The sequence below is a fragment of the Salinicola sp. LHM genome, assembly GCF_034479735.1.
Taxonomy (GTDB): Bacteria; Pseudomonadota; Gammaproteobacteria; order Pseudomonadales; family Halomonadaceae; genus Salinicola; species Salinicola salarius.
The window spans coordinates 2,126,456-2,149,200 of record NZ_CP140261.1; the positions used below are offsets into that span (position 1 = coordinate 2,126,456).

The window sequence follows — 22,745 nt, forward strand, 5'->3', positions numbered from 1 at the left end:
CCTGGTTTCCGGCTCCGCGGATCAGGACATCCTTATGACGTGTCATATCGATTACCAGGCACCTGACGGGTTGCTCGACGGAAAGATCGTGTTGATCTCTGGTGCCAGTGCCGGTATCGGTCGGGCTGCAGCGATGAGCTACGCGCGCCATGGGGCTACGGTCATACTGCTCGGCCGTAGCGTCAGTCGTCTCGAAGTGGTTTACGACGCCATCGAGGCAATGGGTGCACCACAACCGGCAATATTTCCGCTCAACCTGGAGAGCGCGACCTCGCAGGATTATCGAGCGGTCGTCGCGAAGCTTGAGAAGGAGTTCGGCCGTCTCGATGGTCTGCTCCACAACGCGAGCATTCTCGGGGAGAGGGTGGCGGTCGACGCCTACGACCCGGAGCTCTGGGCGAAGGTGATGCAGGTCAACTTCACCGCCACGCTAGGTTTGACGCAAGTTCTGCTGCCGCTGCTGGGGCAGTCCGCCAGCGCGTCCGTCATTTTCACGTCTTCCAGCGTAGGACGGCGCGGACGCGCCAACTGGGGTGCTTATTCGACCTCGAAATTCGCCACCGAAGGATTGATGCAGATTCTCGCCGACGAGCATCAGGGCTCGGCCATTCGCTTCAATTCGCTCAATCCCGGCGCGACACGCACGGCCATGCGCCAATCGGCCTATCCGGATGAGAATCCTCGAGTGCTTCGTACGCCGGAAGAGATCATGCCGACCTACCTTTGGCTGATGGGGCCGGATAGCGAGACAGTCAGCGGTCAGGCTTTCGACGCCCAGCCGCCGAAGACGTGAGGCGGGCGACAAAGCCTGCCGCCTGGACCGGCTCAGCGTTCAGCGATTGACGCCAAGAGTGTGCCAGCGAGCGACTCCGAAGTGTCGAACCAACGCGCTGCCGGCCAGTCATCGATGTTCTCGTCGTCCGGAATGTAGCCGTAACGTACCGCTACCGCCGTCATGCCTGCGCGGTCGGCCGCTTCCATGTCGCGCCGGTGATCTCCCACATACCAGCACTTCCCGGCATCGACGCCGAGCTGCCTGGCAGCGAACAGCAGGGGTTCGGGATCGGGCTTTCTGACCGGCAGGTCGTCGGCGCACACGAGCACGCCCGGTCGCAATCCGAGCGCCTCGACCAGCGGCTCCGCGTACAGCCTGGGCTTGTTGGTCACGATGCCCCAGCCGCGCTTCCCGGCTTCCCAGCGCTCGATGACGGCTTCCAGCCCCGGGTAGACGCGGCTATTGTCGGCGACGACTTCCGCGTAACGCTCGAGCAGATATCGGCGGGCCACGGCATGCTCCGGGTGATCACTGGCGAGTTCGAGGGCAAGTGTCACCAGCGCGCTACCGCCGTTGGAAACCTGGGCGCGAATCACCTCGTAGGGCAACCGCGCCAGGCCATGATGTTCGCGGAGGCGATTGGTGGCTTCGGCCAGGTCGGGTGCCGTATCGATCAAGGTGCCGTCGAGATCGAACAGCAAGGCTTGAGGCAAGACACTCGACCTCATTGCCCGCCGCCGCCGGTCCGCTCTTCTCCGGTCCATTCGGGGCGCACATGCACCATGTAGTTGACCGAGACATCATTGGCAGTCAAGCGGTACCGCCGTGATACGGGGTTATAGGTCAGGCCGGTCTGGTTCTGGAGTCGCAGGCCATGTTGACGGCACCAGCTCGACAGCTCTGAAGGGCGAATGAACTTGCGATATTCATGCGTGCCGCGTGGCAGCAGGCCCAGCACATATTCGGCGCCGAGGATCGCAAAGGTGTATGCCTTCGGGTTGCGGTTGATCGTCGAGAAGAACAGATGACCGCCGGGCTTGACCAGCCTGGCGCAGGCTTCGATGACCGAACCGGGATCGGGAACGTGCTCGAGCATTTCGAGGCAGGTCACGACATCGAATTCTCCGGCATGCTCAGCCGCCATCGCTTCCACGCTGATGTGACGGTAGTCGACTTCCACGCCGCTCTCCATCTGGTGCAGTTTGGCGACCGACAGCGGCGCTTCCCCCAGGTCGATCCCGGTGACCCGAGCGCCACGCATGGCCATGGCTTCGCTGAGAATGCCGCCACCGCAACCCACGTCGAGAACGCGCTTGTCGGCCAGCGAAACGTGCGATTCGATGAAGCCAAGACGCAACGGGTTGATATCGTGCAATGGCTTGAACTCGCCCTCACGATCCCACCAGCGACTGGCCAGCGCATCGAACTTGGCGATCTCGGCCTGGTCCACGTTGCCATGGAGGGCGACGTTGTCGTGAAGCGCGGCGTTATCAGATGATGGTGTCATGAATAGGTCTTCCTTCCCTGGGATGTCGGCGCACCGTCGGATGGGTCGATCGACCGCTGCCGCGACTCGAAGCCGGTTCAGCGGTGCGTGGCTTTGCGATATTCTACTATGGACGGTAGCTTGGCTGGATGCCAAGTTAGCAAAAACAGCTGGTAAAAGGGCGGCACGATTTTGTCACCATTCTGCGACTGTGCTTTCGGCTTCTTGCCCGCTAAGCTAGCAGAAGGATCCGATATCGGGACGCCAACAAACCGCTGATTTCATACCCAGGAAGGGAAGGACCTCAAAAATGATTCGCAAGGCCGTACTGCCCGTCGCCGGATTCGGCACACGTTGTCTGCCCGCCTCCAAGGCGATTCCCAAGGAGATGATCACGATCGTCGACAAGCCGGTGATCCAGTATGTCGTCTCCGAGGCGGTAAAGGCAGGCATCAAGGAGATCGTGCTGGTGACGCACTCTTCGAAGAGCGCCATCGAAAACCATTTCGATAAGCATTTCGAGCTCGAGACGCAGCTGGAAGCCAAGGGCAAGGACGAACTCCTCGAAGAGCTTCGCAACATCATCCCGGACGACGTCAATATCATTAGCGTGCGCCAACCCGAAGCGCTCGGCCTGGGTCACGCCATCCTCTGTGCGCGCCCGGTCATTGGCAACGACCCGTTCGCGGTGCTGTTGCCGGACGTCGTCATCGACGATGATGGCATGGCCAGCAACGATCTCACCGGCATGATCAAAGCCTTCGACGAAACCGGCAAGGCCCAGATCATGGTCGAGACCGTACCGAAGGAATTGACCTACAAGTACGGTATCGTGGCGCTGGAAGGCGACGAGCCGGCTGCCGGCGAGAGCGCACCGTTGACGGGCATGGTCGAGAAGCCGAAGGTCGAAGAGGCACCGTCGACGCTGGCCGTGATCGGTCGTTATCTGTTGCCGGGCGAGATCTTCCCGATTCTGGCCGAAACGCCGCCCGGTGCGGGCAATGAAATCCAGTTGACCGACGCCATCGAGACGCTGCGCAAGAAAAGCGGCGCGGCGGCCTATCGCATGCAGGGCCAGACCTATGATTGCGGCAGTCAGCTCGGTTATCTCGAGGCGACACTGGCGCTGGGACGCAAGCACCCGACGCTGGGTGAAGGTTTCCGTCAATTGATCAAACAATACGCGGCCGAGGACTGAATCGATGCGGGTGGTCGTACATGGTAGCGAACTGGCCGCGGCGACTGCCGCAGCCGCATTATGCTCGGTCGGGCATCAGGTTACCTGGATGCCGCATGCCGATTTCCCCTGGGAAAGTCTGGCCAATGCCGACTGGGTGATCAGCGAGCCGGGACTCAAGGATCAGATTGTGGCCGGCCAGAATTCCGGTCAGTTGGTGATCGTCGAAGAAGTGCCGGCCGATACCGACGCGGACGTCCACTGGCTGGCCCTGTCGCCGGATCAGCGTGAAGCCGCCGAGAGTTACGTCAGGCAGGTGCCGGGGCGCCAGAGCACGCCCTTGGTCGTCGTCAACAATTCCACCTTCCCCGTAGGGCAGACGGAGAAGCTCGAGGCACTGCTGGGGCACTCCGGGCAGGTCGCCGTCGCGCTGCCGGACCGTATCGAGGAAGGGCGCGCGTGGGAGACGTTCACGCGCCCGGCGCACTGGTTGCTGGGTAGCGAAGAAGAATGGGGTACCCAGCAGATTCGCGAACTGCTGCGCGCCTTCAATCGGCGTCACGAAGTGTTCCAGTTGATGCCTCGTCGTGCCGCGGAACTGACCAAGCTCGCCATCAACGGCATGCTGGCCACGCGTATCAGCTTCATGAACGAGCTGGCCGGTCTGGCCGACTCGCTCGAAGTGGATGTCGAATACGTGCGCCAGGGGATGGGGGCCGATACGCGTATCGGTTTCGAATATCTCTACCCCGGCTGCGGCTTTGGTGGCCCCAACTTCTCTCGCGATCTGATGCGTCTGGCCGATGTCCAGCACTCGACGGGGCGTGAGTCCCACTTGCTCGAACATGTCCTCGACATCAACGAGAGCAAGAAAGAGACGCTGTTCCGCAAGCTCTGGAACCATTTCAAGGGCGAACTCGAAGGTCGTACCGTCACTATCTGGGGGGCGGCGTTCAAGCCGGGCACCGCTCGGATCGATCATGCTCCCGTGCTGACGCTGCTGGAAGCGCTGTGGGCGCAGGGTGTCACGGTCAAGGTGCACGACCCGGCAGCGTTGCATGCGCTGGGTCAGCTCTACCCCGATCACCCGCAGTTGGAGTTGTGCGAAGGCGACTTCTACAGCGCCTGCGAAGGCGCCGATGCCCTGATGCTGGTGACCGAGTGGAAGTGTTACTGGAACCCGGACTGGCGACGCCTGCTGCAGGCGCTCAACACGCCGCTGATCCTGGATGGTCGCAATATCTACGATCCGGCCTATGTCGCCTCGCGGGGATTCGTTTACCGCGGTATCGGGCGGCGGGCCTAGGGTCTTTTGACGTTTCATGCCCGGCCCTTCGGGTTGCGCGGCATTCAAACCCGCGCTGGCCAGCCCGGCCAGCGCTCATTCGGTCACTTCGCTATTGAGCTGCGCGTATTCCCAGTTCAAATGCGGCCATAGCGCATCGAAATACTCTCCTCGTCGACCTCGATGGTCGATTCGATAGGCGTCTTCGGCCAGCGTGATCGCCAGTAACGGGATCGTTCCGACGGGGAATCGCCCCGGCGCCGATGTCGTCAGTTGCAACAGATTCTCAGCATCGATCACCAGCCAGGACCACCCGGCCTCGCTGGCATCGATCTGGGCTCGCCACCGATATTGCAGCGCCCCCATGCCGCCAAAGGCGGCATCGATCCGCCGGGCCAGTGCGCCGGGCACTTCCACGCTACGCGCGCTCAGTCCATGCCAGAAGAATACCAGGTTCCAGGCTTCCTGGGCATGATGGCGCACGGTTCCGTCATCCGTGTTCGCCAGTGCGGCCAGGGAGAGATCGTCATCGGGCGACTGTCGCGCATTGAGGGCGTCGATGTGACGGCGATGATGATGGCTATAGAGCAGATCGACCTGGGCTCTGGACACTTCTGGCTCCAGCGAATGGCGCTCGAACGGAAGTGCGGGTAATTCGAATCGGGACGCGAGGTGAGACATCGTACTCATCGACATGGTTGGAAGACGGTTGGCAGTAGACACAAGCCGGATCGGGCGAGGGCAGGTCGCGGGCATGCTACCGCGAACCCGGCCGAGATCCCAATTCGATGCCTATATCTTCACCGCGGCTGTTATCATGCGACCCTTGCGTTGCCAAGCCTAGGCTTCGTCACGGCTTTCACGTAACGTAATCCTTCGGCCGTTCGAGGCCGGCTTCCGACGCTGATTCCTCTGGCGTGATGACGCCGAAAGCAGGTGGCCGAGTAGGTGGCCGGCGAGACGATTTCCGGTATCCGCACCCGCGGAGGCCGAGACATCGCCCGTTTCATCAGCGACAGCATCACTATTGGCAAGGTATATGACGTCAATGCCATCACAATCCGACGAGCATCGCGCCCCCCCGACCATCGTGCCCGATCGCAGCGACATGACGACACCCCGAACGGGTGCGCGCCATTACCAGGGATCTCCCGGGCGGCGCCCGCCCAAAGTGTGGCCATTATGGTGTTTCATTCTGCTGTTGATCGCCGGGGCGGGGGCAGGAGGCTGGCAACTCTGGCAGAGGCTGCAGGCGCAGGATGCCCAGATCGCCAAGCTCAATCAGCGCCTGGATGCGACTGGTTCGACATTGGACGCTTCCGGGGAAAGTCTGCGTTCGGAGTTCGATCGCTTGCGCGATCAGTTCGAGGCGACCCGAGCGGCAGTAGGCAGTCTGGAAACCCGGGTAGCGAAGTCTCGAGAGGATGACCAGACCGCACAGCAACTCGAATCGCTCCAGCATACTGATCAGGAGCTGCGTGATTTGATCGCGACGCTGCAATCCTCGTTCACGGCGCTCGAAAGTACCGGCGAGAACGAACGCGGCGCGCTGTCGGCGAGGCTGACCACGCTCGAAGGCGGCCAACAGCAGCAGGATGAGCGTATCACCGCCTTGAACGACGCTCTGGATCGGCTGGAACAGACCGGCCAAGAGCGATCGGACCAGTTCGTCGCCTCGCTCGATACGCTGCGTCAGGATCAGCAGGCGCTCTCGAAGCAGCTCGAAGAGATCGAGGGCTCGGATACTCAAGCCACGCTGACGGACCTGCAATCTACGCTGACGACGCTCGAGAAACGCGTCGATACGCTCTCGCAGCAGGAGACACCGTCCACGGACGAGTTGGAACAGATTCGCAGCTCGCTGACGGAACTTCGGCAGGGGCAAACCGCTCTCAATGCCAGTCTCGAATCCTTGCAGTCACGCGTCGATGATCTGCCCGCCGGGGTCAGCGCCTCTCAGATTCGCGAACTCAAAGAAAGACTGGGATCACTCGAGGCCAGTCGCGCCCAGCTGACGCGACGTGTCGCCTCGCTGATTACCAATGTCTCTGATCTACAGCGCGGCGGAGGTTGAGTCGATGTTTCAAGCCAAGGTCCTAGGGATGGGACTGATCTGCCTCGGGCTGCCTGTCGCGGGGCACGTCTGGGCACTGGACGTCACCGTGCACGGATTGAGCGGGGCGCCTGCGGACAATGTCGTCAACATTCTTTCCGAGCTCGAGGCCGACAGCCAATCCACTCGCGAACGCCTGGATGGCGTGGTGAGAAACCGGGCCGAGCAGGCCCTCCAGGCATTTGGCTACTACAATGCCGAACTCGCCACTCGCTATCCCGATGAAGACAACGAGCGCGTCGTCATCGATATCGAGCCGGGCGAGCGTACCGAAATCACGCAGGTCGACGTGTCACTCGAGGGCGATGCCAAAGACGATGCGGCGTTCGAAAGCGCGATGCAGTCGAACCCGCTCAAGGTCGGCGATCCGTTGTTGCACTCCCGCTATGACGGCTTCAAGGGCAGGCTGTCGACGCTGGCACTGGAACGAGGCTATTTCAATTCGCGCTTTCGTCAGCAGCGTATCGAAGTCCGCCCCTGGGAGAACAGCGCCCGCATCTTTCTCGACTTCGACAGCGGCCAACGCTACCGATTCGGGCATGTCCATTTTCGAGGCAGTCAGATCCAGCAGCACCGCTTGAAGAACATGGTCCCGTTCGAGCCGGGAGAACCCTACCTCGCCGGCGATCTGGCCACGCTCAACCAGAATCTGGGGCAGACCAACTGGTTCAGTGGCGTGGCGGTACGGCCACGCGTCAATGAAGAGGCATTGCCGGCCGCGCCCAGCCAGTGGTGGCGCGAGGCGACCGGCCGCGACACGACTGCCGACCCCGATTCAGTGCTGGGTGGGCCGGGCTTGAACGTCGCCAGGGAAATAACCGATAGCCGACCCACGGTCGTGCCTGTCGATGTGGAGCTGACCCCGGCGGATCGCCATCAGTTCGAGGTCGGTGTGGGTTACGCCACCGACGTGGGGCCGCGCACCCAGTTCTCCTGGACCATACCCTGGCTGAATCGCTACGGTCACAGCCTGACCAACTCGCTGTATCTTTCCGCGCCCGAACAGCGCTTCTCGGGAGAATACACGATTCCGCTCGAGAACCCGCTGAGAGACAGTTATCGCTTTCGCTACGGCCTCAAGAATATCGATAACGAGGACACCAAGAGCTTCGAGAGTTCGGTCCAGATGGCACGTCACTGGGAATTCTCCAATGGTTGGGCGCAGGATCTCTACTGGCAGACCACCTACGAGAACTTTACCCAGGCCGACCAGGACGATGCCGTACTGCTGCTCTATCCCGGCATCAGCTGGTCGCGCACTCGCAAGCGCAACCAGACCTTCCCGAGCTGGGGCGACAGGCAGCAGTTGACACTGGAATGGTCGGACCCGGCCTGGGGATCGGATGCTCGCTTCGTGCGGACCACCTTCGATTCCCAGTGGGTGAGAATGCTCGGCAGCGAGAACCGTTTCGTCGGCCGTATCGGTGGCGGTGCCATGGCCACCAATGCCTTCGACAAGGTCCCGCCATCGCTGCGCTTCTTCGCCGGGGGCGACCAGAGCATCCGCGGATACTCCTACGAGAGTCTTTCGCCCGAGAACGAGGACGGCGAGCTTCTCGGTGGTCAACACATGCTGACCAGCAGCATCGAGTATCAACGCCACCTGACCGGCAACTTCTGGAGCGCCACATTCGTCGATACGGGCAACGCGTTCGATGAATGGTGGCCGGACGAACTCAAGACCGGCGCTGGCGTCGGCGTACGCTGGATCTCACCCGTCGGGCCGATCCGTTTCGATATCGCCCATCCGTTTGACGACGAGGAGGACTCTTGGCGTCTCCATTTCTCCATCGGACCGGAATTCTGATTCGGCTGCTGCTGTTCCTGGTCCTGTGGCTGCTGGGCCTGATTCTGACACTCGCCGGGCTGGGTCTGTCGCCCTGGGGCAGCCAGTGGCTTTTCGAGCAGGCCCAGTCGCGCGGCTGGGTCGAGGCGCAGCGTTTCGAGGGTGCACCGCTCGATGAACTGACCATCGAGGGGCTACGCCTGTCCGCCGGGACGCTGGATCTCGCCGTGGACAGTTTCCACCTTGCCTGGGCCGACGACTGCCTGCTCAGGGGCCGCGTGTGTCTCGACGATCTGAGCATCACCGGCGCCCGCATTCGACTGGGCGAGAGCGATTCCCAGCCTCCGCCGACGCCCGCAAAGGAAGAGGGCGGCGGCATGCCGTCGATTGCCGTTCCGCTGCCTATCGAGATTCGCCAGGTTCGTCTTGACGACGTCGGCATTCGGCTGGCCGATGGCACCGATATCCATTGGCAGCACTTCCAGACGGGTGCCGAAATGTCCGGCAACCATCTGAAACTGTTGCCCACGACGCTCGACCAGACCCGCATTCAACTGCCTGAGAGTCCGGGCCAGACGCTCGCCATGCCCGATCTCGGCACTGGCGTTCTCAGTCCGGATGCCATCGATGCCTCGGTCGCCGTCAATGCTGCCGGCGACAACGCGACGCTGCCACCGGCCTCGATTACCGACACGCCGCCTGCAGCGCTTCCCGACACGCTTCCCGACAACCTCGTGCCGATGGCATTGACGCCGCTGACGCTGGCCGCTGCCGTCAACGTCGCCGAGGCAGACTCCGACCGAACCGACGCCCGTGTCGAAAGGATCGAGCGGAGTCTCGCAGCGCTTCGCGAGGAGTTGCCCGATCTCCAGTTGCCGCTGGAAGTCGACGCGCCGAGCGTGACGATCAGTGACGTCAGCCTCGAAGGTCCGAATCCGCAACGGTTGAACCGACTGGCGCTCTCTTTCTCCGCCATCGATCGCAGGATCGAGATCCAGCGGCTGATGCTGGATGCACCGGATGGCCATGCCGAGCTTGCCGCCAGTGCCGAGCTCGAGGGGGAGATTCCGCTTGCGCTATCACTGCAAGGGCGGGTAACCCGCGCGCCGTTCTACGGCCAGACGATGACACTCGATGCCAAGGGCACGCTCGACGATCTGGATATCCAGCTGCGCACGGCCGGTAATGCCGAGGCAACGCTCGATGCCCGGATTCAAGCCTTCGAACCGGGGCTGCCGTTCTCCGTGAACCTCAATGCGGATCAACTGCGTTGGCCGCTGGCGTCGCGTCCGTTCGCGCCTTTCACCGACCTGGACGATGGCCTCGACGAGGCCGCCATCCTCGCGGCACGAAAACTGCAGGACGTGCAGGCCATCGAGCAGACGGCGCCGCAATATCAGCTCGACCACCTGGCGCTGAACGTCGACGGCACGCTGGCGAACTATCGCGCCGATCTCGACCTGGCCGGACAGGGCGCCGGGTTGCCGCCCGCCACGCTGACACTCGCTGGCAAGGGCGATCTCGACCATTTCGCCTGGCAGCCGATGCAGGTGGCAAGCCAGGGAGGCAAGCTCGAAAGCCAAGGCACGGTGCGCTGGGCGCCGGCATTGTCCGCCAGCGTGCATCTGGATTTTCAGCAACTGCCGCTGGGCGCTTTTTCACAGACCCTCACCGGGCAACTGAATGGCCAGACCCAGGCGGCTTTCGCGATGCGCGACGACGGCGGCTGGCAGCTTGCGGTACCTCGGCTGGCGATCGACGGTCGGCTTCAGCAGCGGGCACTCAGTTTGCACGCGCAAGTCGATGGCAACAGCGAGATGCAGTGGAATATCCGCGAGCTCGATTTCCGCCAGGGCGACAACCGGATCACCGCCAGCGGGCGAGTCGACCGGAATCTCGACATCGAGGGTCGTATCGATGCGCCCGCCCTGGGTACTATCCTGCCGGATCTCTCCGGGGCGCTGAGCGGCCGATTTCAGGGCCGCGGGACGCTGGAGCGGCCGCAGATCGCGGTCGATCTTCAGGGCCGCGGTGTCGGCTATGCCGAGAACCGGCTCGAGCAGCTGGCGCTGAAAGCCGACTCCACGGGAACGCAGGATCCGCAGTTCGACGTGGATCTGACAGCGAGCGGCATTCAGACGGCGGGACAGCAGATTCGATCCGTCGAGCTCGATCTCGCCGGACGCCTGTCTCAGCACCAGCTGTCGCTCGACGTGAGCGGTGGCGAGGGCCTTCCGGTCTCGCAGGCGTCCATTCGGCTTCAAGGCGGCCTCGATAGTGCCTTCCAGCATTATCAGGGCGTATTCTCCCGGCTGACGGCCTCGACCGACTATGGCGATATCGAGCTGCGCGATTCGCTGAACTTCAGTGCCAATCTGGCCAATGCCAGCGCAACGATTTCCCCGTTCTGCCTTGATCGCCAGCAGGGTGGGGCGCTCTGCCTGACCGAGCGCATGAACGCATCAAAGGCCCAAGGGCGAGCCGCGCTGTCGATCGACGATCTTCCCATGGCGCTGCTCAACGACTTCATGCCCGAAGAGTGGCAGGTCGAGGGCCAGACCAACGGTGATATCGTCGCCAGTTGGTCGCGAGGCGGTCAGGCCTGGGCCGCCAACGCCGATATCGACAGTGACGTGACGGTCAGCGGCGTCGATGCGCGAGGCGCGCCGTGGCAGGTGCCGGCGGCGGCGGTGTCGCTGTCGCTGGATGCCGATCAGCAGCGGGCCCGGACCCAGCTCGATCTGCAACTGGAAGACGCGGGCCGGATTCGGCTGCAGGCTCGAATCGACGATCCCGCGGGCGACGGCAAGCTGGAAGGGCGTCTGCAGATGAGCGATCTCCGCTTCAGCCCCTATCGACCACTGGTGGCGGGAATCGATCGGCTGGAAGGCGCCATCAATGGCGATGTCGCGCTCGGCGGCACGCTTGCCATGCCGGCGCTGAATGGCGATATCACCCTCGATGGCGTGCAGGTCAAGGGGGGCGTGTCGCCGAGCGCGATCACCGACGCCCAACTGTCACTGGCTCTGCAGGGCCAGTCGTCGACACTGCAGGGATTCGTGCAGAGCGACGAGGGCCGGCTCGATCTCTCGGGGGATGCCAACTGGCAGGATCCGGCCAACTGGCGAGCCAACGTCAATATCGACGGCACCGAATCGCCGCTGATGGTGGCGATGCCGGCCTACGGTCGCCTGAGAGTTGCCCCGGATCTGCAGATCCATGCCATGCCGCAGCGACTCCAGGTTCGCGGCGATGTCAGCATTCCGTGGGCGCGGCTGGAGATTGGTCAGATTCCCTCGTCGGCGCAGGCGCCCAGCAGCGACACCGTCATCATCACCGAGGAAGAGGATCGCCAGCAGCAGGCCGCAGCCGCGGCCCGGCAGAACGAAGAGGGTGCCGGTACGGCTCAGGCCCTGGCCGATGCGGGGATGCAGCTCGATGTCCGCGTCAACCTGCATCTCGGGCCGGACATGCAGCTGGAAGCCTACGGTCTCGAAGCCGGGCTCACCGGCGAGCTGCAGGTGCGTCAGGGCACCGGCCCGGTCCAGCTCTATGGCGACGTCAATCTGGTCGACGGCACCTATACCTCGTTCGGGCAGGACCTGATCATTCGCCAAGGGCAGGTACTGTTCAGCGGGCCGGCGTCCCAGCCGAGTCTGCAGTTCGAGGCCATCCGCAATCCGGATACCACCGAAGACGACGTGATTGCCGGCTTGCGGGTGACCGGTTCGGCGTCGTCACCGCGTCTGACGATCTTCTCCGAACCCGCGATGACGGAAAGCCGCGCCCTGTCCTATATTCTTCGGGGCCGAGCGCCGGAGGATACCGGCAGCGGAGACGACGCCTTGACCTCGGCGTTGATCGGGCTCTCGCTGTCGCAGACCGGCAGTGCCGTAGGGCAGGTCGGCCAGGCGTTCGGCGTGCAGGATCTGAGTCTCGATGCGTCGGGATCGGGCGATGACAGCCAGGTGGTGGTCAGCGGTTATGTCTTCGACGACTTGAAGGTGAGCTACGGCGTCGGCATATTCTCTCCCATCGCCGAGCTGACCCTGCGTTATCGCCTGATTCAGAATCTCTATCTGCAGGCCGTTTCCGGCGCCGCGCAGGCCGTCGATCTGATCTACACCTTCAGCCTGGGCCGTGCCAGCGATACCTGAGACGCTCATCCGAGGGGCTCGCCCGACATTATCGGCGTCCGGCAATGCCGGGCGCCTCTTCGATCATCCGGAGGTAACCCATGTTTAAACGACGTTCCGAATCGCTACCGACTGCGGAGACAGCACTCCCGGGGCGCGATACGCCCATTCAGATCAGCGGTGAACACCTGATCAATGGCGCTGCGATGCAACCGCCTTTCCCGGCTGGCACCGAGCAGATCGTATTGGGGCTGGGGTGCTTCTGGGGGGCGGAGCGGCTGTTCTGGGAGCAGGATGGCGTCGTCGTCACTGCCGTGGGCTATGCCGGCGGTATCACGCCGAATCCGACCTATGAAGAGACCTGTACCGGCAGGACGGGCCACGCCGAAGTCGTGCTGGTCGTCTACGATCCGGCCCGTGTCACGCTCGAGTCGCTGCTGGGTACCTTCTGGGAAGCTCATGATCCGACCCAGGGAATGCGGCAAGGCAACGACCTGGGCACGCAATACCGTTCGACAATCTATACCACCAGCGAGAAGCAGCAAGCGGTGGCCGAGCGGAGCCGGGACGAGTATCAGGCGGCGCTGCAAGCTCAAGGCCTGGGGGAGATCACCACCGAGATTCGTCCGCTGGATACGTTCTACTACGCCGAAGAGTATCACCAGCAGTATCTCGCCAAGAATCCCAATGGCTACTGTGGTCTGAAGGGGACAGGCGTCACCTGTCCGCTACCGGCCTGATCGCCGATCAAGCATCGCTTGAGTCTGCGGCTCTCTTCGCTGCCTGGCTTGACGATCGGTTCAGTGATCGAGCAGAGGGGAGGGAGCCGTCTGGCTTAGCTTGCGCGGCGCCCACTGCTGCAGCTGCGCTTCGATGCGTCGGGTCAGCCAGGAACCCAGCCGCCCGCCGCGTCTTTCCACGTACCCGACGTGGCCGCCGTGGCGGGCAATTTCCACCCGCACCGACGGCGAGGGTGCCGGCAGGCGGGCGAACAGATCCGGCGGCATGAACGGGTCGTCATTCGCATGCAGAATCAGCGTCGGCAATTCGATTTCTCCCAGCAACGGCCCCGCCGAGGCGCGTCGATAGTAATCGCTGGCAGAGCGAAAGCCGTGCAGCGGGGCGGTGACGTCGTTGTCATAGGCCCAGAAGCTGTTCAACTGTCGAATCTGCTGCGCGCTGATCGTCAACGGCAACGGGGTCGTCCGCAGTCGGGTCAGAACCTTGCGTTTGAGCTGGCGCAGCAGATAGCGCTGATAAAGCCGTGAGAACCCGTGATTTAGCGTATCGGCACTCGCGGCGAGATCCAGCGGCGCGTTGATCGCGATGGCGCCCTCCAGCGGCAGACCGTCGCCACCCTGTTCGGCCACCAGTTTCAGCAGCATGTTCGCGCCCAGCGACACTCCCGCAGCCACCATGAGTGCCTCGGGATAACGCTGTGCCAGCTGACCGATAACCCAGTAGGCATCGGCGGTATCTCCCGAGTGATAGGCTCGCGGCAACCGGTTCGGCGTTTGTCCGCAGCCACGAAAATGCATCAGCACGGCACGCCATCCCATTCGCGCCGCGGCATGGAGCAGCTCGCGGGCGTAGGGCGAATCGAAGGAACCTTCCAGACCATGGAATAGCAGGAAGATCGGCGCGTCGGCGCGCGGCGGGGCCGGGCGGGCCCAGGCCAGCTCCACGAAATCGCCATCCGGCAGGTTCACGACCTCGGTGTCTTTCGCCAGAAAGCCGCCGGGCAGCAGTCGCGGGAGCAGTGTCTGGACGTGCGCGTTGCGCAGCCCCGGCGGCGCGCGAAAATCAGCCGATACGATCGTGCTTGCCATGAATGGATTCAATCCTCGGCGATCGGTCTGCCCTGGGTCAGATTGTCGTGACCCTCTGCCGTGACGATCACGTTATCCTCGATCCGGATGCCACCGTGATCCTGAAGCCGGTCGACGGCCGCCCAGTCGACGGTTTCACGCTGGGCGCCCTGGCGAAACGGCGCCAGCAACATGGGAATCACGTACAAACCCGGTTCTATGGTAACCACCATGCCGACGTCAAGCGTGCGTGTCAGGCGCAATGCGGGGTCCTCGGGCGGCGGTGGCAACGGCGTACCCTGTCCGTCGCGCTGCCGGCCGCCCACGTCATGAACCTGAATGCCCAGGCTGTGCCCGAGCCCGTGGGGACAGAAGGCGCGTGTCAGGCCGCTCTCCACGGCCGCTTCGGCGCTGGTCGAGATCAGTCGGGTCTCGACCAGCAGCTCGGCCAGATGGCGGTGCATTTCCCGGTGCAGTTCAACGAAATCCAGTCCCGGAGCCAGCCGCGAAATGAGACGCTGCTGATAGTCGGTGACGCCCTGGATGAGTCGCTCGAATAGCGGGTCGGCGTGAACGGAAGCCCAGGTGCGCGTGATATCCGCCGCGTAGCCTGCGTGGGAGTGGCCGGCGTCGACCAGCAGCGACTTCGGCGTGCCGGGTGCCTCCACGTCATAGTGTTGATAGTGCAGGGTGCCCGCGTGGTGATCGATGCCGATGATATTCTGGTAGGGAACCTGGGATTCCCGCTGGCGCGTCGCCGCGAGATAGGCGAGCTGGATATCCAGTTCGCTGGCGCCCGCGGCAAAGGCATTGCGGGCCGCATCGTGGCCCTTCAGGGCCCACTGGTTGGCAACGAACAGGCAATGGCGCTCGTAGTCATCCTTGTACATGCGCAATTCGTCCAGCGCCGCCAACAGCGCCGGCGGATTGAGCTCGGCCCCGGCCGGCAGCGACGACGCTTTCAGATTACCGATCACGGCCAGGCGACGGGCAGCCATATCGCTTTCCGGCGGCCAGCCGGTATCGCGCAGCGGCTGTAGCGTCATGACTTCCGCCAATACGCCCGTCGGCGCTGGCGTGGCCAGGTGCCAGAAATCGGCCGGCGCGTAGTAGTACCAGCGGGGCGAACTACCCGGCTGAATCAGCAGCCAGTCGTGCTGATGATGGCTGGCCCCGGTCCAGTGGACGAAATGACCGTAGCTCTTGAAGGAGGCTTCCTGATCATCGGCAAAGTGGACGCCGGCATGGCCGCTGTAGATCAGAACGGCATCGAACCGTTGGGCAGCGAGAATATCGGCGTAAGCCGACTGGAGGCGTTCCAGGTGGGCGCGTTGAAGCGTTGCGACGGTATCGTTGCTAGAAATCATGGGCGTTTCCTGTCGTTGGATTTATCACCGGGCGGCAGCGAGTCGTGTCAGCAGGCCCGGTAGCGTGGGATGCCGGCTGTCCTGCCGAAAATAGAGGCGTAACGATAGCGGCACGTCCCAGCGTTGATCGCCGGCACGCGTCAGCTCGCCAGTTTCGAGAAGATGACGAACCGTGCGCCAGGGTAGCCAGCCAAGCCCGTAGCCCTGCTGCACCAGTTCACGAATGTTGGATGTCTGGACGTTCTCGTTGAGCGTGGACAGATGCACTTCCTGGCGTGAGCGCCCCCAGTGGGCCTGCAGCGCTGCGGCGATCAATCCGCTGGGATGATAGGCGATATGCGGTACCGGCTCCCGCTTGTGGCCGGGCAGGGCAAAACGTGGTTGACCATCGGCATCGGCCAGGCAGACGGGTATCAGGCGCTCCTCGCCGATCTCGAGGTAGCGCACGCCACTGAGATCGATATCGAGTGCCGTGCGACCTTCCGGCCAGTAACACAGCGCCAGATCCACTTCGCCACGCTCGAGCGCCTGAAAATACTCTCCGACCAGCCAGCTCGTGGCACGCAGATAGGGTTCGACCTGCGACTGGATGGCATTCGTTTCCAGCCATGAAGGGACGAAGTGGGTCACCAGGCTCTGGGGCGCCGCCAGCTTGACGCGACGCGAGTCCTCCCGGGCGAGGTTCTGCAATCGCTCCCGCGTGACCCGCACCCGCTCGGTAATCTGCTTGCACAGAATGAGGAACTCCTCGCCGGCCGGGGTCAGACTGAGCGGCAGTGTCTGACGGTTGATCAGCGTGGCGCCCATCGACTCCTCGAGCAGTTTGATGCGCCGCGAAAAGGTCGGTTGGGTGACGTTCTGTTGATCGGCGGCACGAGAAAAATGACGCGTTTCGGCCAGGACGATGAAGTCCTCCAGCCAACGTAGTTCCATGGTGTTCTCTATCGTAAATCACGCGGTTGCGATGCGCCGGACGATGGGTTGGCAAATCGCCTCATCGAGGTCATAGAACCGACTCGAAAGCACCGACTCGAACCAGCCTACCCGATACGCCGTTGAGCGACTATTGAAGGCGATCATGGAACGCGTCCTTCCTCGACGGCGTGGCACGCGACCCGATGACCGTCCCGGGTAACGAGCGCTGCCGGCATCTCCCGCTGGCAGCGAGCGTTGACGTGAGGGCAGCGCTCCCGGAACACGCACCCGCTCGACGTCTCGATCGGGGGCGGGTCTTCGTCGCTCAGACGCAGTGGCTCGGTATCGCTATCTTCCAGCCGAGGACTCGCGGCCAATAGCGCCCGGGTATACGGGTGCCGGGGTTGCGCGAAGAGCGTGTCGGCATCCGCCAGTTCGCAGATCGTCCCTCGATACATGACCGCGACTTGCGTGGCGAAGTGCTCAACGACCGCCAGGTCGTGGGTGATGAACAGGTAGGTCAAACGACGTTCCGCCTGAGCGTCCATGAGCAGATTCATGATCTGGGCCTGAACCGAGACGTCCAGGGCGGAGACGGGCTCGTCGGCCACGATGAACTCGGGTTCCACGCTGAGCGCCCTGGCGATGGCGATACGTTGCCGTTGCCCGCCGGAGAGCTCGTGGGCGAAGCGCTCGCCCCAGCCGATATCGACACCCACGTCTGCCATCAGCGCATCGGCCCGATGGCGAATCTTCGAACGCGGCCAGTCGGGATGATGGAAACGAATGGGCTCCTCGAGGGTCTGGCGCATTGTCAGGCGCGGATTCAGCGACGAATGAGGGTTCTGGAAGATCATCTGCATGCGCCGACGAAAAGGGCGCCACTGCTTCGCGTCGAGACGGTCGACTCGCTGGCCGTCGTAACTTACTTCCCCGTCGCTGGCCGTCAGCAAGCCCATGATCAAGCGTGCCAGGGTCGATTTGCCACATCCCGATTCGCCCACCACGCAGAGTGCATCGCCGCGCTGGATATCCAGGTCGACGCCATTGACCGCATGAATCCTCTGACGGCGCCAGGCGCGCCGACGCTTGTCGAACCGCCACGGCAGCAGGCGTTCCGGATGCAGCGCAAAGCGTTTGTGCAAGCCACGAACCCGGACCAGCGGAGCGGGCGCATCGGCCGCACGTCCCAGCGTCTGCAGCGAATCGGTGGGGTTCATATTGCCTCTTCCTCGATCGGCACGGTCGTTATCAGTTCACGGACCCAGTGGCAGGCAACCTGGCTTCCGCCGGAAGAGACGGCCTCGGGCACCCGTTCCACGCACGCCTGCCGCAGTCGCCCTTGTGGCGTGAAGCGGTAACGACATCGGGGATGGAAGGCGCAGCCGTCCGGTACCCGGGCAAGGCTCGGCATGTTGCCGGGAATCTGCGCCAGGCGCTGCCTGGGCAGCGTCATCTGGGGCAGGGCATTGATCAATCCCTGCGTATAGGGGTGCTGGGCATCATTGATGATCTCCCGGGTCGGCCCCTGCTCGACGATGCGGCCGGCATACATCACCAGCAGGCGCTGCGTCAGTTGGCCGATGACGCCGAGATCATGGGAGATCACGATCAGGCCGACGTTGTGCTTGTCGCATAGTTGCGTGAGCAGAGCGATGATCTCGGCCTGGATGGTGACATCGAGAGCGGTGGTGGGCTCGTCGGCAATGATGATGTCGGGATCCAGCAACAGTGCGATGGCGATGACCACGCGCTGGCAGAGCCCACCGGAGAGCTGGTGCGGATACTGCTCGAAACGCTGCTCGGGGGAGGACACCTGCACCTGGCGCAGCTTGTGCAGCGCGATGGCCCGTGCGCGGCGCTCGGAGATCCGGCGGTGGGCCTTGAGACTCTCGATCATCTGCCGGCCGATGGTCAGGGCCGGATTGAGCGTCGTCAGCGGATCCTGGAATATCATCGCCACGCGGTTACCCCGAATCCTGCGCAGTTGGCGATCCGAAAGTGTCGTCAGTTCGCGTCCTTCGAACCGAACGCGACCGCCGGCGATGTATCCCGGCCGGGAAAGCAGTTTCAGCAGGCTGAAGGCGAGCACCGACTTGCCGGCGCCGGACTCGCCAACGATACCCAGCCGCTCGCCACGTTCGAGTGCGAAACTCACGTCACGCACCGCGCGGATCTCGTCGTGCCGCAGCGGGAAACGGATATCGAGGTGATCGACCTCCAGCAGCGCCATGGCGTTATCCCTTGTGAAGACGAGGATTCATCGTATCGCGCAACCAATCCCCCAGCAGGTTGATGACCAGAACCAGCGTCACCAGAAACAGCCCCGGCAACAGCGTGATCCACCAGGAACCGGACTGCAGGTAGTCGAATCCCGACTTGATCAGCGAGCCCAATGACGGTTCGGTCTCCGGCATCCCCAAACCCAAAAACGACAGCGCCGCTTCGGCCATGATGGCGTTGGCGACCTGAATGGTGGAGAGCACGAAAATCGGCGTCAGCGTGTTGGGAAGTAAGTGTCGCCACATGATGCGATAACTCGAGAAGCCCAGCACGCGAGCGGCGTCGACATAGTCTTTCTGTTTTTCCGCCAGGACGCTTGCCCTGATGGTGCGGGCGTACTGGGGCCATTCGCTCAGACCGATGATCAGTATCAGGATCACGACGCCATAATCGCCATAGAACGCGCCGCCGAATGCTGCCTTGACCACGGCACCGATGATGATCGCCATCATCAAGGTCGAGAACGACAGCTGGATATCGGCCAGCCGCATCAGTAACGCATCGACGAAGCCTCCCCGGTAACCTGCGAGCAGCCCCAGCGCCGTACCCAGCACGGATTGCAGCAGCACCGCGCCGAAGCCGATCGCAATCGACACGCGCGCGCCGTAAAGCATACTCGAGAGCAGATCCCGGCCCTGCACGTCGGTGCCCAGTAGATGGGCAGGTTCACTGCCTGCGATCCAGAAGGGTGGCAGTTCGGAATCCAGCAGGTTGATCTGCGCGAGATCGTAGGGATTGCTGGGCGCGATCCAGGGCGCGAGAAGAACGCTTGCCATGATCAGCACGAAGAGTGTCAAACAGACCTGGGCGCGGCGGTTGCGTTGCAACCGGTATAGGAAATAGGAGCCGCGGAAGCGACGCCAGACGGTTGCCGAGGAACGAGTTTCGGGACTCATGCGGCCCTCCCGCTCAACGTGATCCGCGGGTTCAGCAGCCGATACAACAGATCGACGAGGGTATTGATCACCACGAAAAGCAGTCCGACCACCATCAGGTAGGCCACGATCAGCGGCATGTCTGCACGCTCGATGGCATCGAGAAACATCAGGCCTGCTCCTGGCCACTGGAAGACAGTCTCCGTCAGCAGGGTATAGGCCACCAGCGTACCGATCTGTACCCCGCCCAGCGTCACTACCGGCAGCAGCGTGTTCTTCAGCGCGTGCAGAAAATAGATACGCGATGGCCGCAGCCCTCGGGCTCTGGCGTATTTCACGTAGTCCGACTCCAGTACCTCTAGCATTTCGGCATGAATCAGGCGGACAAACAATGGCAGCATGACCAGCGCCAGCGAGAAGGCCGGGAGTAACAGATAGAGAATGCCCTGCAGCGTGGCGAAATTGGTGTACCAGACGCCCAGGACATGGACGGGATTGCCACGCCCATAGGCAGGCATGCCGCCTTCGATGGAGAAAAGCTGGTTGAGCCAGTGGCCCCAGCCGGTATCCGCGGGAAACAGCGTTACCTGGATGCCGATCGAGAAGACCTGGATCAGCACCATGGCGGTCAGAAAGACCGGCACGGAGATACCGATCACCGATAACCCCATCAGGGTTTGCGACAACCAGCTGCGTGGCCGAATCGCGCAGAAAACGCCCATCGGCACCGATAGCAGAAGTGTCAGTACGGCACTGGCCGCCACCAGCTCGAGGGTCGCCGGCAGATAGCGGGCAATCACGCTGAGCGCAGGCTCGTGAAAGAAGTAGGAGCGGCCGAAATCCAGGTGCAAGGCGTCGTTCGCGAAATCCAGATATTGCGCCCACAGCGGGGCATCCAGACCGAGCGAGTGACGCAGTGCCGTGGCTTCTGCCTCGGTAGCCGCTGGCCCGAGCATCTGCTGGACGGGATCTCCCAGTCCACCCTGGATCGCGAAGCCGATCATGCTGATGATGAACATCACCAGGACCGCCTGGCACAGCCGCCGAATCAGAAACGGGATCATCGAGACCGCACGACCACGTCGCCCAGATAGGGCATGTTCATGACATTCAGCACGGGCGCGATATCGACCCGCTCGGCCGCCGCCCAGGCGAGATTCTGCCAGTACAGCGGGATGAACGGAGCGTCGTCATGGATCGCCTGCTCGGCCTGCCTCAGCAACTGGGCGCGAGCGTCCGGCCGGGTGGTGAGGTTCGCCCGGTCGACCAGCGCGTCGATCTGCGGATTGCAGTACTCGCTGGCGTTGTAACGCCCGGCGCCCGTGTCGGGATCGGGACAGAAGGTCAGATACTCGAAGAAATTGGCGGAATCGCCGGTATCGGAGTACCAGCCCATCATCATCATGTCGGCGGCACGGTTATCGTATTCGGCCCAATACTGATTCTTGGGTAGCGTCTCGAATTCGACAGTGACGTTGATCTTGGCCAGCATGGCGGCAATCGCCAGTGCCACCTGTGCGGTCTGGGCATCGTTCACGTAGCGGTTGTTGGGCGCCATCAGGGTGACCGAGAACCCGTCGCCGTAGCCGGCGTCACGCATCAGCTCTCGGGCCCTGGCGAGATCATAGCGTGGCGTCAGCGTCGATACGTGCCCAGCATAACCCTTGGGCGACATCTGCGCCGCGGGTGTCGCAAAGCCTTTCAGCAGACGCTCGGCAATGGCAGTCTGATTGACCGCGTAGGCAAAGGCGCGTCGCACGCGCGCATCGCGAAATGCCGGTACCCGCTGCTCGTTGAGCTGCAGCATGGTAATACGAGTGCCGGGCATGGTGACCAGCTTGACGCCATCCGCGTGACGTAATCGCTGCACGGCACTGAAGGGCACCGGCGAGATGAAATCGACGTCACCGGCGAGCAGGGCGGCGACGCGAGTCGCACTCTCGGCGATCGGTGTCATGACCAGACGATCGACGTTGCCGGGTGAATCGTCGTCCCAGTATTTGGGGAAACGCTTGAACTCGATCCGGGTGCCCGGCTGACGCGACACGATCTCGAAAGGGCCGGTGCCAGACAGGTGATTCGAGGCAAAGGAGTTGCCATTCTTGACGATCTCGCTCTTGTCCTGCCCCTTGGCCGAAGTGCCGGTATAGAACTGGCTGTCCATCGGAAAGATATAGGTCGCGAGGTTGAGCAGTAGCGGATAGGGCTGACGCGTCCGCAGGTCGACGGTGAAGTCGTCGACCGCTTCGACGCGTTCGACGGGAGCGAAAATGGCGCGGAAATCCGGGCTCCGCTTGAGACGCTGCACCGTCCATACGACATCCTTGGCCGTGAAAGCGTTACCGCTATGAAAGGTGACGCCGTGCCGCAGGTGTAGCCGCATGGTCGTATCGTCGAGTCGTTCCCAATCGGTGGCCAGCCGGGGTTCGAGCTGAAGATTCCGGTTCCAGCGAACCAGCGGGTCGAAGGCCAGATGGGAGAGCTGGAGCATGCCGATGGCAAGCTGTTCGTGAATATCCAGCGACACCGGGTCGGTGTCATAGGCCACTCTGAGCAGGGTGCTCTTATCGTCCGCCATGGCTGCGCAGGTCAATGGCAACAGAGACAGGCTTCCCATCAGCAAGCCAAGCAGAATCGTCGTGAGACGCATTGCGGGTCCGATATTGTTATGAAATCACGCCTTGAGATGACGTGGAGAACGTTGCCAATGCGTGCTGCCATTGGTCATTGGCTCGATCG

18 protein-coding genes are annotated in these 22,745 nt (G+C 62.8%); 7 read left to right on the forward strand and 11 right to left on the reverse strand.

All coding sequences use genetic code 11. The features are described from left to right. The first annotated feature begins 34 nt into the window (after positions 1–34). On the forward strand, positions 35–793 hold the full coding sequence (locus R5R73_RS09840; protein WP_322527413.1) for a YciK family oxidoreductase: 759 nt from the start codon (positions 35–37) through the stop codon (positions 791–793). Positions 794–825: 32 nt separating this feature from the next. On the opposite strand, the gene R5R73_RS09845 is transcribed toward R5R73_RS09840, so the two are convergent. Next, positions 826–1,503, reverse strand: a complete 678-nt coding sequence (locus R5R73_RS09845) for an HAD-IA family hydrolase (protein WP_322527414.1) — start codon at positions 1,501–1,503, stop codon at positions 826–828. Beyond that, a complete protein-coding gene (ubiG, locus tag R5R73_RS09850; protein WP_322527415.1) occupies positions 1,500–2,282 on the reverse strand; it encodes a bifunctional 2-polyprenyl-6-hydroxyphenol methylase/3-demethylubiquinol 3-O-methyltransferase UbiG in 783 nt (260 codons plus the stop codon). Before ubiG ends, R5R73_RS09845 begins: the two co-directional genes overlap by 4 nt. Before the next feature lie 289 nt (positions 2,283–2,571). Between ubiG and galU the strand changes: the two genes are divergently transcribed. Beyond that, a complete protein-coding gene (gene galU / locus R5R73_RS09855) occupies positions 2,572–3,459 on the forward strand; it encodes a UTP--glucose-1-phosphate uridylyltransferase GalU (RefSeq protein ID WP_087719729.1) in 888 nt (295 codons plus the stop codon). 4 nt (positions 3,460–3,463) lie between these two features. After that, entirely contained in the window at positions 3,464–4,744 is a 1,281-nt protein-coding gene (locus R5R73_RS09860; protein WP_322527416.1) for a nucleotide sugar dehydrogenase, read from the forward strand. Between the two features lie 75 nt (positions 4,745–4,819). On the opposite strand, the gene R5R73_RS09865 is transcribed toward R5R73_RS09860, so the two are convergent. Continuing rightward, positions 4,820–5,479 carry a superoxide dismutase gene (locus R5R73_RS09865; protein ID WP_110632768.1) on the reverse strand — a complete coding sequence of 220 codons (660 nt, stop codon included), beginning with the start codon at positions 5,477–5,479 and terminating at the stop codon, positions 4,820–4,822. 292 nt (positions 5,480–5,771) lie between these two features. Here R5R73_RS09865 and R5R73_RS09870 point away from each other — a divergent pair, with 292 nt between their 5' ends. The 4 genes from R5R73_RS09870 (at position 5,772) to msrA (ending at position 13,498) form a co-directional block, all read left to right on the forward strand. Beyond that, complete coding sequence (locus tag R5R73_RS09870; RefSeq protein WP_322527417.1) at positions 5,772–6,797, forward strand: hypothetical protein; 1,026 nt, start codon at positions 5,772–5,774, stop codon at positions 6,795–6,797. A 4-nt stretch (positions 6,798–6,801) separates the two neighbouring features. Next, on the forward strand, positions 6,802–8,643 hold the full coding sequence (locus R5R73_RS09875) for an autotransporter assembly complex protein TamA (RefSeq protein WP_276231442.1): 1,842 nt from the start codon (positions 6,802–6,804) through the stop codon (positions 8,641–8,643). Beyond that, positions 8,607–12,779, forward strand: coding sequence for a translocation/assembly module TamB domain-containing protein (locus R5R73_RS09880; protein WP_322527418.1), 4,173 nt, complete (start codon positions 8,607–8,609; stop codon positions 12,777–12,779). Before R5R73_RS09875 ends, R5R73_RS09880 begins: the two co-directional genes overlap by 37 nt. A gap of 80 nt (positions 12,780–12,859) precedes the next feature. Beyond that, positions 12,860–13,498, forward strand: coding sequence for a peptide-methionine (S)-S-oxide reductase MsrA (gene msrA / locus R5R73_RS09885; protein WP_298837402.1), 639 nt, complete (start codon positions 12,860–12,862; stop codon positions 13,496–13,498). Between the two features lie 60 nt (positions 13,499–13,558). On the opposite strand, the gene R5R73_RS09890 is transcribed toward msrA, so the two are convergent. The 8 genes from R5R73_RS09890 to R5R73_RS09925 all read right to left on the reverse strand — a co-directional run bounded on the left by R5R73_RS09890 (position 13,559) and on the right by R5R73_RS09925 (position 22,656). Beyond that, complete coding sequence (locus R5R73_RS09890; RefSeq protein WP_276231445.1) at positions 13,559–14,587, reverse strand: hydrolase; 1,029 nt, start codon at positions 14,585–14,587, stop codon at positions 13,559–13,561. Positions 14,588–14,595: 8 nt separating this feature from the next. Then, on the reverse strand, positions 14,596–15,933 hold the full coding sequence (gene pepQ / locus R5R73_RS09895) for a Xaa-Pro dipeptidase (protein ID WP_322527419.1): 1,338 nt from the start codon (positions 15,931–15,933) through the stop codon (positions 14,596–14,598). 24 nt (positions 15,934–15,957) lie between these two features. Next, on the reverse strand, positions 15,958–16,866 hold the full coding sequence (locus R5R73_RS09900; protein WP_110632755.1) for a LysR family transcriptional regulator: 909 nt from the start codon (positions 16,864–16,866) through the stop codon (positions 15,958–15,960). Positions 16,867–17,009: 143 nt separating this feature from the next. Continuing rightward, complete coding sequence (locus R5R73_RS09905) at positions 17,010–18,068, reverse strand: oligopeptide/dipeptide ABC transporter ATP-binding protein (RefSeq protein ID WP_322527420.1); 1,059 nt, start codon at positions 18,066–18,068, stop codon at positions 17,010–17,012. Then, entirely contained in the window at positions 18,065–19,081 is a 1,017-nt protein-coding gene (locus R5R73_RS09910; RefSeq protein WP_322527421.1) for an ABC transporter ATP-binding protein, read from the reverse strand. The genes R5R73_RS09905 and R5R73_RS09910 overlap by 4 nt, the downstream gene beginning before the upstream one ends. A 4-nt stretch (positions 19,082–19,085) precedes the next feature. Further along, positions 19,086–20,027 carry an ABC transporter permease gene (locus R5R73_RS09915; protein ID WP_071230028.1) on the reverse strand — a complete coding sequence of 314 codons (942 nt, stop codon included), beginning with the start codon at positions 20,025–20,027 and terminating at the stop codon, positions 19,086–19,088. Then, positions 20,024–21,070 carry an ABC transporter permease gene (locus tag R5R73_RS09920; protein ID WP_071230027.1) on the reverse strand — a complete coding sequence of 349 codons (1,047 nt, stop codon included), beginning with the start codon at positions 21,068–21,070 and terminating at the stop codon, positions 20,024–20,026. The genes R5R73_RS09915 and R5R73_RS09920 overlap by 4 nt, the downstream gene beginning before the upstream one ends. Then, on the reverse strand, positions 21,067–22,656 hold the full coding sequence (locus R5R73_RS09925) for an ABC transporter substrate-binding protein (RefSeq protein ID WP_322527422.1): 1,590 nt from the start codon (positions 22,654–22,656) through the stop codon (positions 21,067–21,069). Before R5R73_RS09925 ends, R5R73_RS09920 begins: the two co-directional genes overlap by 4 nt. Positions 22,657–22,745 lie beyond the last annotated feature (89 nt).

Excerpts from the sequence above, each read along its gene's own strand:
- R5R73_RS09925 (WP_322527422.1), bottom strand. The coding sequence starts at position 22,656 with ATGCGTCTCACGACGATTCTGCTTGGCTTGCTGATGGGAAGCCTGTCT.
- galU (WP_087719729.1), top strand. The coding sequence starts at position 2,572 with ATGATTCGCAAGGCCGTACTGCCCGTCGCCGGATTCGGCACACGTTGT.
- msrA (WP_298837402.1), top strand. The coding sequence starts at position 12,860 with ATGTTTAAACGACGTTCCGAATCGCTACCGACTGCGGAGACAGCACTC.
- pepQ (WP_322527419.1), bottom strand. The coding sequence starts at position 15,933 with ATGATTTCTAGCAACGATACCGTCGCAACGCTTCAACGCGCCCACCTG.
- R5R73_RS09840 (WP_322527413.1), top strand. The coding sequence starts at position 35 with ATGACGTGTCATATCGATTACCAGGCACCTGACGGGTTGCTCGACGGA.
- R5R73_RS09900 (WP_110632755.1), bottom strand. The coding sequence starts at position 16,866 with ATGGAACTACGTTGGCTGGAGGACTTCATCGTCCTGGCCGAAACGCGT.
- R5R73_RS09910 (WP_322527421.1), bottom strand. The coding sequence starts at position 19,081 with ATGGCGCTGCTGGAGGTCGATCACCTCGATATCCGTTTCCCGCTGCGG.
- R5R73_RS09915 (WP_071230028.1), bottom strand. The coding sequence starts at position 20,027 with ATGAGTCCCGAAACTCGTTCCTCGGCAACCGTCTGGCGTCGCTTCCGC.
- R5R73_RS09865 (WP_110632768.1), bottom strand. The coding sequence starts at position 5,479 with ATGCCCGCGACCTGCCCTCGCCCGATCCGGCTTGTGTCTACTGCCAAC.
- R5R73_RS09845 (WP_322527414.1), bottom strand. The coding sequence starts at position 1,503 with ATGAGGTCGAGTGTCTTGCCTCAAGCCTTGCTGTTCGATCTCGACGGC.
- R5R73_RS09870 (WP_322527417.1), top strand. The coding sequence starts at position 5,772 with ATGCCATCACAATCCGACGAGCATCGCGCCCCCCCGACCATCGTGCCC.
- R5R73_RS09920 (WP_071230027.1), bottom strand. The coding sequence starts at position 21,070 with ATGATCCCGTTTCTGATTCGGCGGCTGTGCCAGGCGGTCCTGGTGATG.
- R5R73_RS09890 (WP_276231445.1), bottom strand. The coding sequence starts at position 14,587 with ATGGCAAGCACGATCGTATCGGCTGATTTTCGCGCGCCGCCGGGGCTG.
- R5R73_RS09860 (WP_322527416.1), top strand. The coding sequence starts at position 3,464 with ATGCGGGTGGTCGTACATGGTAGCGAACTGGCCGCGGCGACTGCCGCA.
- R5R73_RS09905 (WP_322527420.1), bottom strand. The coding sequence starts at position 18,068 with ATGAACCCCACCGATTCGCTGCAGACGCTGGGACGTGCGGCCGATGCG.
- ubiG (WP_322527415.1), bottom strand. The coding sequence starts at position 2,282 with ATGACACCATCATCTGATAACGCCGCGCTTCACGACAACGTCGCCCTC.
- R5R73_RS09875 (WP_276231442.1), top strand. The coding sequence starts at position 6,802 with ATGTTTCAAGCCAAGGTCCTAGGGATGGGACTGATCTGCCTCGGGCTG.